At 33.5% G+C, this 14,290-nt stretch carries 15 protein-coding genes and 1 riboswitch; of the genes, 10 read left to right on the plus strand and 5 right to left on the minus strand.

All coding sequences use genetic code 11. The features are described from left to right. Nucleotides 1-58 precede the first annotated feature (58 nt). From BJG89_RS03610 to BJG89_RS03635, 6 genes are all read left to right on the plus strand, one after another. Nucleotides 59-1,180 (plus strand): SulP family inorganic anion transporter, encoded by a 1,122-nt coding sequence (locus tag BJG89_RS03610; protein WP_170006847.1) that lies wholly within the window; start codon nt 59-61, stop codon nt 1,178-1,180. Then, nucleotides 1,180-2,304, plus strand: coding sequence for an amidohydrolase (locus tag BJG89_RS03615; protein WP_096808598.1), 1,125 nt, complete (start codon nt 1,180-1,182; stop codon nt 2,302-2,304). Before BJG89_RS03610 ends, BJG89_RS03615 begins: the two co-directional genes overlap by 1 nt. 78 nt (nt 2,305-2,382) lie before the next feature. Continuing rightward, nucleotides 2,383-3,264, plus strand: coding sequence for an SDR family oxidoreductase (locus tag BJG89_RS03620; protein WP_096808599.1), 882 nt, complete (start codon nt 2,383-2,385; stop codon nt 3,262-3,264). A 110-nt stretch (nt 3,265-3,374) separates the two neighbouring features. Further along, a complete protein-coding gene (locus BJG89_RS03625) occupies nt 3,375-3,986 on the plus strand; it encodes a flavin reductase family protein (protein ID WP_096808600.1) in 612 nt (203 codons plus the stop codon). Nucleotides 3,987-4,072: 86 nt separating this feature from the next. Then, a riboswitch (SAM riboswitch) is annotated at nt 4,073-4,173 on the plus strand. Between the two features lie 119 nt (nt 4,174-4,292). Beyond that, nucleotides 4,293-5,582 (plus strand): Na+/H+ antiporter NhaC family protein, encoded by a 1,290-nt coding sequence (locus BJG89_RS03630; protein WP_096811198.1) that lies wholly within the window; start codon nt 4,293-4,295, stop codon nt 5,580-5,582. A gap of 277 nt (nt 5,583-5,859) precedes the next feature. Then, nucleotides 5,860-6,366, plus strand: a complete 507-nt coding sequence (locus tag BJG89_RS03635; protein WP_096808601.1) for an SRPBCC family protein — start codon at nt 5,860-5,862, stop codon at nt 6,364-6,366. A gap of 99 nt (nt 6,367-6,465) precedes the next feature. Here the strand turns inward: BJG89_RS03635 and BJG89_RS03640 are convergent, their stop codons facing one another. Beyond that, nucleotides 6,466-7,230, minus strand: a complete 765-nt coding sequence (locus BJG89_RS03640; protein ID WP_096808602.1) for a MurR/RpiR family transcriptional regulator — start codon at nt 7,228-7,230, stop codon at nt 6,466-6,468. 205 nt (nt 7,231-7,435) lie between these two features. Between BJG89_RS03640 and BJG89_RS03645 the strand changes: the two genes are divergently transcribed. Next, nucleotides 7,436-9,031 carry an alpha-glucoside-specific PTS transporter subunit IIBC gene (locus BJG89_RS03645; protein ID WP_096808603.1) on the plus strand — a complete coding sequence of 532 codons (1,596 nt, stop codon included), beginning with the start codon at nt 7,436-7,438 and terminating at the stop codon, nt 9,029-9,031. A gap of 124 nt (nt 9,032-9,155) precedes the next feature. Here BJG89_RS03645 and BJG89_RS03650 read toward each other — a convergent pair whose 3' ends face one another. After that, a complete protein-coding gene (locus BJG89_RS03650; RefSeq protein WP_096808604.1) occupies nt 9,156-9,686 on the minus strand; it encodes a hypothetical protein in 531 nt (176 codons plus the stop codon). Nucleotides 9,687-9,946: 260 nt separating this feature from the next. Here BJG89_RS03650 and BJG89_RS03655 point away from each other — a divergent pair, with 260 nt between their 5' ends. The 3 genes from BJG89_RS03655 to BJG89_RS03665 all read left to right on the plus strand — a co-directional run bounded on the left by BJG89_RS03655 (nt 9,947) and on the right by BJG89_RS03665 (nt 12,187). Next, nucleotides 9,947-10,861 carry a bile acid:sodium symporter family protein gene (locus BJG89_RS03655; RefSeq protein WP_096808605.1) on the plus strand — a complete coding sequence of 305 codons (915 nt, stop codon included), beginning with the start codon at nt 9,947-9,949 and terminating at the stop codon, nt 10,859-10,861. 483 nt (nt 10,862-11,344) lie between these two features. Beyond that, nucleotides 11,345-11,989: an HAD family hydrolase gene (locus BJG89_RS03660; RefSeq protein ID WP_096808606.1), complete on the plus strand. Its 645-nt coding sequence runs from the start codon at nt 11,345-11,347 to the stop codon at nt 11,987-11,989. Nucleotides 11,990-11,995: 6 nt separating this feature from the next. Continuing rightward, a complete protein-coding gene (locus BJG89_RS03665) occupies nt 11,996-12,187 on the plus strand; it encodes a hypothetical protein (RefSeq protein WP_096808607.1) in 192 nt (63 codons plus the stop codon). A gap of 106 nt (nt 12,188-12,293) precedes the next feature. Here BJG89_RS03665 and BJG89_RS03670 read toward each other — a convergent pair whose 3' ends face one another. The 3 genes from BJG89_RS03670 to BJG89_RS03680 form a co-directional block, all read right to left on the minus strand. Next, nucleotides 12,294-12,479 carry a hypothetical protein gene (locus tag BJG89_RS03670; protein ID WP_096808608.1) on the minus strand — a complete coding sequence of 62 codons (186 nt, stop codon included), beginning with the start codon at nt 12,477-12,479 and terminating at the stop codon, nt 12,294-12,296. Next, the gene (locus BJG89_RS03675) at nt 12,476-12,835 is read right to left on the minus strand and encodes a hypothetical protein (protein ID WP_096808609.1); all 360 of its coding nucleotides are present in this window, start codon (nt 12,833-12,835) and stop codon (nt 12,476-12,478) included. Before BJG89_RS03675 ends, BJG89_RS03670 begins: the two co-directional genes overlap by 4 nt. A 104-nt stretch (nt 12,836-12,939) precedes the next feature. Further along, complete coding sequence (locus tag BJG89_RS03680; protein ID WP_096808610.1) at nt 12,940-13,779, minus strand: formate/nitrite transporter family protein; 840 nt, start codon at nt 13,777-13,779, stop codon at nt 12,940-12,942. Nucleotides 13,780-14,290: the final 511 nt, after the last annotated feature.

The raw sequence follows: 14,290 nt of genomic DNA on the forward strand, positions 1-14,290 counted from the left end.
TTGAGTCGTGACTAAAATTGGATATATTGACCAATGGAAAGGTAATATCATTCAAAATATGCTGACAGGCATTTTACTTGGACTGGCGTTGCTTCCTGGCGCAATCGCATTTTCTTTTATAGCAGGCGTAAATCCTACTATTGGGATGTTGAGTACTGGGTTAATGATGCTTGTGATCAGTATTACTGGTAATAGAACATTAATGGTTTCAGCTCCAAGTAGCGGTGTTTCTTTAGTAGTGGCGCCTTTAGCAGCAAGTCATGGTATGCAAGCAGTTATTTTAGCAACATTATTTATGGGAATGATTCAAATGATATGTGGTATGTGTCATATTAATAAGTTGCTAAATTTTATACCCACGGGTGTGACTATAGGATTTATGAATGCCTTAGGTATATTAATATTTACTTCACAATTAGAGCATATTTTAGGTATTTCATTAGCAACCTATATAGTTGCGCTGATCTCTTTTATGATGATTTGGTTGGGTAACCAATATATTAGGCTGATACCTGCCCCTTTAATAGCCATTATTGTTTTAACCGTATTTGCTTGGCTACTAAACCCCAATATCGAATATGTATATGATTTAACGCCAATACATAGTAAGATACCAATGCCGGAGATTCCACATGAAATATTCGACATGAGTTTTATTTTAATAAGCATGCTATACGGTTTAATGATGGCTGTTGTAGCTATCGTCCAAAATACATTAACTGCACGTATTATGGACGGAGTTACAGATACGCCTAGTGATAAAAATAAAGAAACCATAGGCCAAGGTATCGCCAATTTTATAGTTGGTTTGTTTGGCGGTTATGGAGGTAGTGCACTTGTCGGACAATCTCGATTTAATGTAACCATGGGCGCAAATTCTAGGATGTCTACTTTGATTACCGGTAGCTTTTTATTGGTAAGTTTATTTGTTTTCGGCGAAATTATTGGACATATCCCCATGGCAGTATTAGCTACGGTACTGATTACAATTTCATTAAATACTTTTGATCGACGCACGCTACCTTTTATAAAAAAAGCACCGCTAGTACATGGCTTGATGGTGTTGTTAACGATGGTATTTATTTTAATTTCAAATAATTTAGCCATAGGTGTTGTCATTGTAACACTACTGTATTATTTATATAACCGATTTAAAAACAAGAAAGGACGTGACGCATAATGCCACAATATGAAGATTACGTAAAATGGAGACGCACATTTCATCAGTTCCCAGAACTGTCAGATAATGAGTACGAAACGACTAAGAGATTGAAACGTATTTTAGAATCTTATGAAATAAAAATATTAGATCTACCTTTGGAAACAGGCTTAATCGCTGAAGTTGGCCAAGGAGATACATTTGTAGCAGTGAGGTCCGATATAGATGCTTTACCAATTAATGAAGAAGTTATGCATGAGTTCACCTCCACGAATGAAGGTATTATGCATGCTTGTGGTCATGACATTCATATGGCGAGTATTTTAGCTGTAGCAACAAGATTAAAAGAGATAGAAGATCAATTAAAAGGACGCGTTCGTTTTATCTTCCAACCTGCTGAAGAATTAGGACATGGCGCTGTGAAATTAGCAGAAACGGGGGCGCTTGATGGTGTGAAAGCAGTACTTGGCTACCATAATTATCCGACTTTAAACATTGGAGACTTTGCGGTGAAACCTGGTGCAGTGACATCATCTGTCGATCGTTTCGAATTTAAGATTAAAGGTAAAGGCGCACATGCTGCCAAACCTGAACAAGGAAATGATCCAATCATTGTTTTAGGACAGTTAATCAATAGCGTTCAAACAATTGTGAGTAGGAACTTATCCGCGTTTGATAATGCAGTTGTTACAATTGGCGAAGTTTCTTGTGGTAATACGTGGAATGTGATTGCAGATCAAGCTTATGTACAAGGAACAGTGCGTAGTTTTGATGAGCAAGTGCGTTCATTTATTGAACAGCGTTTAAGCGCTATTGGTAAAGGGCTGTCTGAAGTATTTGGCGTTGAAATTGAGACCACATACTTCCGATTACCAGGTGCTGTGATGAATGACGAAAAGTTAACTGATGACGCAGTGAATGTTGCAAAACAGGTTGGTTATAACGTGAATCTGATGGAACAACCATTAACAATTGGCGAAGATTTCTCAGGTTTTTCAAGTCAATATCCAAGTGTGTTTGTGTTTATTGGCTCAAATAGTGCGTATGACTTACATCATCCAAAATATGATCCAGATGAACGTATTTTAGAAAAAGTACCTGATTATTTTGTGACCTTTGTTCAAAAATTATTGAATGAGTCTTAGATTTAAAAATATGTGTTAAATACTGTTAAACTTGGGTAAAGCATATTTATAATCATTATCTTTTAAGGAGTGTTATAAATGGCAGCGCAAGATCCTAGAACGAAATACTCAAATGCAGATTTTCCTCAACAAGAGCAACCGATTCCTGGTTTACAAAAAGAATTGAATCCAAAACCAGATTGTGGCGAAACATCTTATACTGGTCACGGCAGATTGAAAAATTACAAGATGTTAGTGACAGGTGGAGATTCAGCTATTGGAAGAGCAGCAGCTATTGCTTATGCTAAAGAAGGCGCTGATGTTGCGATTAATTATCTTCCAGCTGAACAAGTGGATGCTGAAGAAGTGCAACAAGTTATAGAAGAAGCGGGTAGAAAAGCTGTCTTGATTCCTGGAGATATTCGTAATGAGCAATTTAATTATGACTTAGTTGAGCAAGCATATGCACAGCTAGGCGGCTTAGATAATGTTACACTCGTAGCAGGTCATCAGCAGTACAGAGATAGTATCAAAGCATTTGATACAGCTTCCTTTACTGATACGTTTGAGACGAATGTTTACCCTATATTTTGGACTGTCCAAAAGGCGATAGATTACCTTGAGTCAGGAGCAACTATTACGACAACGTCATCAGTTCAAGGTTATAACCCAAGTCCAATTTTACATGATTACGCGGCTTCAAAAGCAGCAATTATTTCATTGACTAAAAGTTTATCAGAAGAGCTTGGCGCAAAAGGCATACGTGTCAATTGTGTAGCGCCAGGACCATTTTGGTCACCGCTTCAAATTTCGGGTGGACAACCACAATCAAAAATCCCAACATTTGGACAAAAAGAAGTGTTAGGCAGAGCGGGGCAACCCGTAGAATTATCAGGCGTCTACGTCCATTTAGCTGCTGAAGAATCAAGTTATACAACAGGCCAAGTTTATGGTGTTACAGGCGGCACCCAATTAGATTAATTCAATGACAAGATGGCTATTTCAAAGTGTAGAAAGTTTTAAAATACTTACTCGAGCTATACACTTTTTGTTATAGCCGTTTTTTATTTATGAAAGGTAAGGCGAATTTTATGAAACATTTAAAAACAAGTGATTTGTCAAAAAAACAAAATTATAAATTATTGAGTGGGAGTATTATACCTAGACCTATTGCTTTTGTTACTTCACAAGATCGAGACGGTAACTTAAATGCGGCGCCGTTTAGTTTCTTTAATGTGGTAAGTAGCGCCCCGCCAATGGTGATGATTTCAACAGGTCGTTTCGGTGGTAAACGAAAAGATACCTCACTGAATATCGAAGAAATGGGAAGCTTTGTTGTACATATAACGGATGAGACAACAGTAGAACAAGTCAATCGTACAGCAGCACCAATCAATCGACAAGACAATGAATTAGAAAGAACAGAATTATCACTTGTTGAATCGGAACTTATACCTATCCCTGGTATTGAACAATCTAAGATCCGTATGGAATGTAAGCTTGAAAGTCTGATTCCGTTAGGAGATACAGAAGAAGGTTCAGATTTAATTATTGGTGAAGTAGTGATGTTTCATATTGATGAAGATGTCTATTTTGAAGATAGTAAAATAGATAGTGAAGCACTAAACGCAGTCTGTCGCTTAGCAGGTAATGATTATGCTTCTATAGGAGACACATTCACAATCGTTAGACCAACTGAATAATGACTAATAAACATATTATTTTAATGTTGAAAGTATACAATTGACGAAGTATTATTAATAGTGTACTGTAATACAATGAATAAAATAACTTATCAAGAGAAGTGGAGGGACTGGCCCTTTGAAACTTCGGCAACATGATGACGCGTGTGCCAATTCCAGTAGCCTAATATGTGCTAGAAGATAAGATGAAGATGTAATGACTTACTCTTTTCTTCTATAAGAAAAGAGTTTTTTTATTGTAGGTATATATTAAAGAATAATATGAGATTTATTATCATAGTAATTACTAAAGAAAGTTGGTTTTGTATGACGGAGACAAAAAAAGGGAACGCATGGGCGCTTGTACCTTTAATTATATTTGTTGGGATATTTTTAGGTGTAGGACTTATTACAGGTGACTTTTCAATTATGCCTTTAAATGTAGCTATAGTAGTAGCTTCAATTATCGGTTTATTAATGAATAGAAAAGAAACTTTTCAAAAAAAGGTAGATGTATTTACCAAAGGCGCAGGACACTCAAACATTATTTTAATGATGTTAATATTCTTGCTTGCAGGTGCATTTTCTCAGACGACAGAAGATATGGGTGGTGTTACGTCTACTGTTAATTTAGGTCTGTCGTTTATTCCTGAAAATTTAATTATAGTAGGTTTATTTATTATATGTATGTTTGTTTCTTTATCGATGGGCACTTCTGTTGGTACTGTGGCAGCAATTGCACCGGTTGGTTTTGGTTTGAGTCAAGCGACAGATGTATCTGCTGCATTAACTATGGCTACAGTAGTCGGTGGTGCGATGTTCGGCGATAATTTATCTATGATTTCTGATACAACCATTGCTGCTGTTCGTACTCAAAAGACGAAAATGAGCGACAAATTTAAAGTGAATATCAAAATTGTATTACCTGGTGCTATATTTACAATGATTGTGCTTTGGTTTTTAACACATAGTGCCCAAATAGACGCTACTAAAGCATATGATTATAACTTTATTAAAGTGATTCCATACATTTTAGTATTAATATTAGCACTTGCAGGAATTAACGTTATTATTGTGTTGATTGGCGGCACGGTCTTGTCTGCAATTATAGGGCTTGTTGATGGTTCTTTCAGTTGGTCAGGATTACTTAGCTCTGTATCTAAAGGGATTATTGGCATGGAAGATATCGCTATTATCGCATTACTCATTGGTGGCCTCGTAGCCTTGATTCAACATAATGGTGGCATAACGTGGCTATTAAATTTTGTGCGTAATAGAGTAAAATCTAAACGTGGTGCAGAATTAGGTATTGCAGGATTAGTAAGTGCTGCTGATATTTCAACTGCAAATAACACTATTTCTATATTAATGGCGGGGCCATTAGCTAAGAATATAGCAGATGAATATGATATTGATTCTAGAAAGTCTGCAAGTATTTTAGATATATTTGCAAGTTGTTTTCAAGGGTTATTACCATATAGCCCACAAGTTATAGCTGCAGCCGGTGTTGCATCCATTTCACCAATCGCTTTGGCACCGTATGCCATTTATCCTATCATTTTAGGTGTTTGTGGATTGATTGCTATTTTCTTCAGAATACCAAAATTAAATAAATAATAATATGGGGGGCGTCAGGTTTAAATTTAAGCAGAGACTGATGGCCCTCCCTTTTTCTTATATAAGCATATGAGTTGTGAGATAATATACTAAGAAACGCATATACGAAACATAAAAAGCGTGAAAATTTTGACGTTTACTGACTATTAACGATAAAATATATAAGTTGTCAGTTTTATAGTGAAAATAAAGTATAGTGAGATTTCTTGGTATTATTGTTTAGAAGTCTAGTATAATAAGTTAGAATAGTATGAAGAGTGAAAGTAGGTGAACAATCGTGGGTAGATATAATGTAGAAAATGAATATGTGGAGATTCAGTTGGAACGACTTTTTAAAGTTGAACCTGAATTAGTATATCAAGCGTGGACAGATCAACGTTTTCTAAAGCAATGGTTTATGACAACAGAACGAACTAATAAATCTATAGACGTTAATGCTGAACAAAATAGTAGTTATGAAATTGTTGATGTTCGTAAAGGTAAAGAAAATGTAGTAAGAGGTTCCTATGTTACATTAGATACTAATGCATATATTGTTATGACAATTGGCATGCCTGAGTTGAGTGACTCTGAAGATACAATTGAAATTGAGATATTTGAAAGAGAACCAGGTATTACACAAATGATATTTAGTTATACTGCTTATATACCTAGAGAACGCAGATTAACATCTTTAGAGTACAAACAAAAGAAAAAGGAATACCATGATTCCACTGCGCATGGTTTTGAAATGCTATTTGATAAGCTCCAAACTACTTTAGAAGAACATGAAGAAGAAGCTTAAGTATGTAGCCATTACAATTTAATTAATAAAAACGTATAAATAAAAAGACTTGCAGGCATTTTGAGGGAACGGCTGTAAGTCTTTTTTTATAATTTCATTTTAAGTATTAAGGTGTTTCTTCTCTTTACGTTCGTTAAATTTACGTAAAAGTGTCTCGAAAAAGATATGGTAACTAATAAAACTAGAATAGTCGATTCCATCTGTTAAGTAAAACGTATTACTAGATACATAAATATTATAATTTGCTTTTTGGGCTAACGTGTTATCTTTTAGTGTTGTTATAGAAATAAAATATTTTTGGCGTAGTTGTAGTAAATTGGTTATATCAGTTAATTGTATCGATTCTCCGGATAACGAAATAATAAAGAACAAATCGCTATCTGAAGCTTTATTTAAAACCATTTTAAATTCATGTACATCATGTAATACAATAATATTTTTATGTATCGTTAATAAAATCCTTTGTGCTTCTTTCGCTACATTCATCTGGGCTAAACCCGTCCCATATAAATATATTGTTTCTGCTTCGTATATTTTATCAGTAACAAGATTATAGTCGACGCGTTCTAAATAAGTGAATGTATTTTCTATTTCTTGTTTGAAAGCATCCATCGAATCAGAGGACAATTGATGTACTTGTTCTGTTTCGAATTTCAAGTAAGATTTAAAGTCACTGTATCCATCAAACCCTAACTTGCGAGTGAAACGATGGATACTTGCGTTTGACGCATGGGTGAAGGTAGCTAGCTCTTGAATTTTCATTGATTTGCACTCTGGTATATGCGTATTGATAAAATGAGCGATTTGTAAGTCATTTTCATTTAATTTACTAAAGTTATTATTAATACGTTCATCTAAAAGCAAAATAGTCACCTCAGGCTTTCTGAAAAAATTTTCAGGTCGTGAAAATATAATCTTATTGTACAAAATGGTTCGTAATAGCGTCAAACCATTGTTTTAATGTAAGCGTTTACTTTAATATAAGATATAAATTGATGCTAACGATTTTAGAACAATCTGTAATATTGATTAGTTACGCATAAAAGAGTTAAAAAAGGAGGGTTTCTTCATGAACGCAATAAAGAGATTCGGGAGCGCCATGATTGTACCTGTTTTAATGTTCGCATTCTTTGGTATTGTGCTTGGATTAGCAACATTGTTTAAAAATCCTTCTATTATGGGGAATATAGCAGAAGATGGAACAACATGGTTCAAAATATGGTCTGTCATTGAATCTGGTGGTTGGACAATATTTAATCATATGGAAGTAGTGTTTGTGGTGGGATTACCTTTATCTTTAGCTAAAAAAGCACCAGGGCATGCTGCATTAGCAGCTTTAATGGGCTATTTAATGTTTAACACATTTATCAACGCCATACTTACACAATGGCCGCATACTTTCGGAGCTAATTTAGAAAAGGGTGTAGAAAATGTAACAGGATTAAAAGCCATTGCAGGAATAGAAACCTTAGATACAAATATCTTAGGTGGTATTATTATTTCTAGTATTGTGACATGGATACATAATAGATTTTATAGTAGAAAATTGCCTGAAATGTTAGGTGTGTTCCAAGGCTTAACGTTTGTAGTAACAATTTCATTTTTTGTAATGTTACCTGTAGCTTTAATTACTTGTATCGTTTGGCCGACAGTTCAAAGCGGCATCTCTTCTCTACAAGGATTTATTATTGGGTCTGGCTATATAGGTGTTTGGTTGTATCATTTCCTTGAAAGAGTGTTGATACCCACTGGTTTACATCATTTTATTTATGCTCCGATTGAAGTGGGGCCAGTAGTTGTAAACCATGGTTTAAAAGCAGAATGGTTTGAACATGTGAATGCATTTGCTAAAAGCAAAACACCTTTAAAAGAATTATTCCCATATGGATTTATGTTACAAGGTAATGGGAAAGTCTTTGGTTCAGTAGGTATCGCTTTAGCAATGTATGCAACTACGCCGAAAGAAAACAGAAAGAAAATCGCAGCATTACTTATTCCAGCAACATTAACTGCTACCGTTGTAGGTATTACTGAACCACTAGAATTTACATTTTTATTTATTGCACCGTATTTATTTGTATTACATGCGTTATTATCAGCCACAATGGATACATTAATGTATGGGTTTGGTTTAGTAGGAAATTTTGGTGGCGGATTATTAGATTTCTTTGCAACGAACTGGATACCTTTAGCGCAAAACTATTGGTTAACTTATGTGATTCAAGTTGCTATCGGGCTAGGATTTACTGCAATTTATTTCCTCTTGTTTAGATTTTTAATATTAAAATTTGATATTCCACTTCCAGGACGTAAAAAGGAAGAAAAGGATATGAAATTATATAGTAAAAATGATTATAGAAGTAAAAAAGGAGATACAAATGATGTTAAAAATAAAGAGACAGGCAATGAGTTCGAAGGGAAAGCTATCTATTATCTAGAAGGATTGGGTGGTAAAGAAAACATTAAAGATGTTACAAATTGTACAACGCGGCTGAGATTAACGGTAAAAGACGTAGAGAAAGTTGAAGATAGTGAATACTTTACTTATAAGCAAATGGCACACGGATTAGTAAAAAGCGGTAAAAATGTGCAAGTTGTTGTAGGTATGTCTGTACCACAAATTAGAGAAGCATTTGAAAAGTTGGTGTTTGAGGAAAATCAATGAATAAAAAAAAGAGGTAGGATAAAAAACTGTTTTTTAGAGATTTCTATCCTGCCTCTTTATAAATTACTTTGAGTATGATTTCTGTCGTAGTTTAGCATATTATATTATTAAGTTTAAATTACTTCTAAGAAATTCTAGTTTTATGCATCAACCGCGGTTGGTATGTTGCACTATAGATGTCAATATTGTGTGTAGCGATAGCATGGATTAATTTAGCGAAAACGGTAGGTGAACAAGAAACATTGATGGTATTACGATTGAAGGTATAAACGATAGTTTCTTTTTGATTGATTAAATTCATGATATCGATAACTTTATCTTTAATGAATGCGTCATGAAGGCCGTCAACAGCAAGTTCAAAACGTTTAGATGATAATAACAAATGATCTAGATCGATGAGTTCATGTGAGTGATTACTTTCTAGTATTTGATAGATTAAATAATTATGGAAACTGAGAAAACTTACTAAATAAGGTAATTGTTGCTTTGATAAATTAACTTCTAAAGCAAACAAATTATTTTTTTTGAAAATAGCAAACTTAAATGATTCACAAAAGTGAATTTGCTTGCAAAGTCTAATTAAATTTTTGCGAATGGCACGTTTATTCAAACCACTGATGTTCAACACAAACGTTTCAGTTTTATCTAAAAACATATTATACCTCCGTATCTATGTAAAGTGACAAGTGCGTATTAAACCTAATATATTATTGTCCTTAAAAATTATACATGTTTTAAATTCTATTAAATTGTACCACTCTTTTTCGAAGAAGACACTAGGTCTTTAGAACGAAGTGTTCATTTTCTTTATATTTTTATATAATCAGATTGCGAATATTTTGAAAATTCTGTTGTTTAGGATTTTAAAGTATGGTACATTTTTCTTTATTAATACATAAAGGGAAGTGTTTCTAGATGTTATCAAAAGTGAGTAAGTTTGCAACGAACACATTCTTGGTATGGATGCTCATTGCAGCGATTATTGGGTTTATATTCCCAATGCAACTTGCTACTTTAAGTAGTTGGGTACCTTATTTATTAGGAATTGTAATGTTAGGCATGGGGTTAACGATAGACCCTAAAGATTTCAAAATCGTATTCCAAGCACCACGTTCAGTGATTATAGGCGTTGTACTTCAATATACAATTATGCCTTTAACTGCATTTTTAATTGCTAAATTATTTCATTTGCCACCAGAAGTAGCTATAGGTGTCATTTTAGTCGGATGTTGTCCTGGTGGAACATCTAGTAATGTGATGAGTTATTTGGCAAATGCGAATGTTGCTCTATCAGTGGCTATCACGAGTGTTTCTACATTGTTAGCGCCATTTTTGACGCCAGCTTTAATATATTTATTTGCGCATGAATGGCTACAGGTTTCATTTTTAAGTATGTTTTGGTCAGTTGTTCAAGTTATTTTAATACCTATTATTATTGGCTTTATACTTCAAAAAATATTTAAAAAATTCGCGGATAAAACTGCGACAGCTTTACCAATTGTATCAGTGGTAGCTATTTCATTAATACTCGCATCAGTGGTTGGCGGGAGTAAAACGCAAATATTAGAAACTGGTTTGCTTATATTTGCTGTTGTTATCTTGCATAATATCGTTGGTTATACGCTTGGTTATACATTGGCAAAAATTATGAAATTAGATCGTCCAGATAAAAAAGCTGTATCGATAGAAGTAGGTATGCAAAATTCTGGTCTTGCGGTTTCTCTTGCAACGGTACATTTTAGCCCATTATCTGCGGTGCCAGGGGCCGTATTTAGCTTAATACATAATATTACAGGTCCAATACTTGCAAAATATTGGAATAAAAGGTGAACACAATGTTGACATAAGTAATTGTAATATATGTATTATAAAAAGAGGTAATCATTTAAAATAAATCAATATTACATTTACGGTTTGAAATCGGCATGGGATGTTTGAAATGATGACAAACTTAAAGTTATGATTTTTGAATTATCGTTTTGCATATTTTAGTGTGACTCTAGCACGTCAATCATGTTTCAACCCTGGATGTGATATTGATAGTAGATGGCTAGAATGATAATTAACAACGTTTGTGCATGTGTTTTAGCTCACGTTCATCTACTTGATTCTATTAGTGATTAATACTGGCGCTTTAGCTGTGGACCTCTTTTTTAGTTATCATTGTCAGGGTGGGATAACGAAATCATTTTATAAAATGATTTCTGTCTCACTCTCTTTTTTGATTTCAATAATATAAAACGTGACCTTACACAGTAGTAAATATGATACACTTACAATAATATGAACTTATATATTTTGGGAGGAAAATGTATGTATAGAGCGGTTGTATTTGATTTTGACGGCACAGTGGTAGACACAGAAAAACATTTATTCGAGATTATAAATAAACATTTAAACTATTATGGTTTACAGGAAGTGACATTTGATTTTTATCGACAATCAATTGGTGGGCTTGCTTCAGCATTGCACCAGCATTTAGAAGCACAACTTGGCAAAGCACGCAAAGAAGCCATATATAAAGAACATAATGAAACAAGTGCAAATTTACCTATGGTTAAGCATATTAAGCAACTAATGGAATACTGTAAAAAGCGTCATATTCCTATGGCTATTGCTACAAGTAGTTTTAGAAATGATATTCAACCGACATTTGACAGATTGGGATTAGATACGTATATCGATGTAGTAGTTGGACGTGAGGACGTAGAAGAAATCAAACCGAGTCCTGATTTATACTTAACAGCGGTTCAAAGATTAAATTATAATCCGGTTAATTGCCTAGCAATAGAAGATTCAGTCAATGGTGCTACTGCAGCTGTAAATGCAGGATTAGATGTGATTGTGAATACAAACGAAATGACAGAACAACAAGATTTTAGCCACGTTTCATATGTTGGTAAAGATTTAACCGGCACAGAAATTATCGAAAACTATTTTGAAAAAAGTAGAGGCTAATGAAATATGAATGGTTATTTAATTTTATTTTTCTTAGGCGGTCCTATTGTTCTAGCTATCGGCAATTTAGTGCTTGGTCCTATTTTTAATAAAAAAGTGCCTTTGAAAATTCAATTTAAATCGTTTATGGTTGGAAGCTTCATTTATTTACTGGGCGCGTTCGTATTATATTATTTAGTATTACAAGATCAATTTTAATAAATTAAAACCCCTGATTTGAACACTTGGATGAAAAAATGTTCAGATCAGGGGTTTATTATAAACTATGAATAGAGGAAACGATCGTGTTCCCTAAAGATAAGTATTATTTTAAGAATTGAAATATAAGCGTTACAACAACTAAAACAAGCAGAATAGCGTCAATACCTACCATAATTGCAAAACGTGGATTCTTTTCGCCTGTAGCTTTCGATTTTTTAACAGCTTTTAAATTAGGGATTAGACTTACAATTAATAAAACAACAACAACAATACCTATAAAAATACTCATGACTGATCACCACCATTTTTATTTTTTTCTGCAAATTCCCAAATATAACCAGCTATTATACCGATGATGAGTCCAACTATAATGCCTATTTTAAGTGCAGAAAACATGGCGCTAATAATAATTGCAATTAGTAATGAGATAGGAAGCGTGATTCCAAATTTATATTTTCGTTCTGGTGAGTTCACAATGGCAAAAATAAAATAATACAAGATACCAAATACGACTATGGTAAGCAGACTTCTTAAAATTAATGGGCCTGCAGAAGGATCATTACTACTAAAATAATTAATTAAGAAAAACAACACACCAAAGATAATTGCAACTGTGATTGTTCGCTTCAATAGATGTTTATTCATATTGAACTCCTTTTTAATAAAATCTATTGAGCATTATACCATATAAAGTAAGGTAACTATAATTTCATCTATTGTAAATTATACCAATGTAATCAAAATAATATTCAATATTTGGCATGCTTTTTATCTCCATGATATTGATGGTGGTCATTTAAATAAGCGTAGAATAAACCAATCACTAAGCCGCCGCCTATGTAATTACCAATACCAGCGCCAATCAGGTTAATGGCAGCTGGAATAATTGAGAAAATGTCACTTTGATAAACTATCCCACCGGCAAAAAGTACTGTATTATATACGACGTGTTCATAACCCATAAATGCAAAAATGGAGACACCAAACATCATGACAAACATTTTTGCTAAAACATCATCAATTTGCATAGCGATGACCAATGAAATATTAATAAAAAAATTAGCAAAAATACCTTTAATCATAATTGCTATAAAACCTGCGGATAATGTCTTATGATCAATCGTACTTTCTAGCTGTTGCATCATTGCAGGTGTCATAACATCTGAAGCTCGAATTAATAAAAAGAATATAAATCCGCCTAAAGCATTGCCAATAAAGCACATTATAAATATTTTCAAGACACGCATAGGGGTGATAACGCGATAATAGAGACCGACTGTAAAATACATAAAATTACTAGTTAAAAGTTCAGAATTTGTGAAAAGTATGAGCACTAATGCAAAGCTAAATGCAATAGCAGCTATTAAATTAGTTAAACCCACAGAAACACTAGGTGTTAAGGCAGCTTTAATAAGTAATACAAACACTGTGATGACACCTAAGATAAACCCTGCCATAATCGCACGCAATAAGTATCGTTTTAAATAAAAGCTTTGTAAAATATCTTTGGCTCGAATTGTTTCTACCACATGATGCACCCATGCTTTACCATAAAAAACTTTATCCCATTTAATATTTTTCTCGTTCAAAACCTTAACCTCACTTTCCGTTAATTAAAGATAGTATACTATGATATAACGCATTTGTGAAATAAATCACAAATTATTTTTGGTTTTATATAACAGGATATAGAGGAGTGAGACAAAAATCATCTTTTTCTAAAAGAGATTTAGTCTCCTTATATAGGTAAATCACACTACCAAAGAGATATTCATTTAAACGAATGACTTAAGCTTGCCGCATGCATAAGTGTTACTAAGGTTAAGCAGATTATATGAACTTGTGGCTGTACCTAAGTATCACTTTCTACTTTTTATACCAGTGATATACTGACTATAAGATGCGTTAGGGCGAAACTTAAGTATAAGGTCCCAGATGTATAAATCGAAGCAAAAATGACATTGCTTTTTACTATTAAATAAACTATAATGATAGCGTTGATGTAAGGGCTTACATTAACAAAAATAATTATTTAAATTTTTTGAATTTATAGTATAATAGCGACATAATAAGTGATTTGCTTTCACTTATATTTGAATG

Source organism: Staphylococcus nepalensis (genome assembly GCF_002442935.1).
Lineage (GTDB): Bacteria > Bacillota > Bacilli > Staphylococcales > Staphylococcaceae > Staphylococcus > Staphylococcus nepalensis.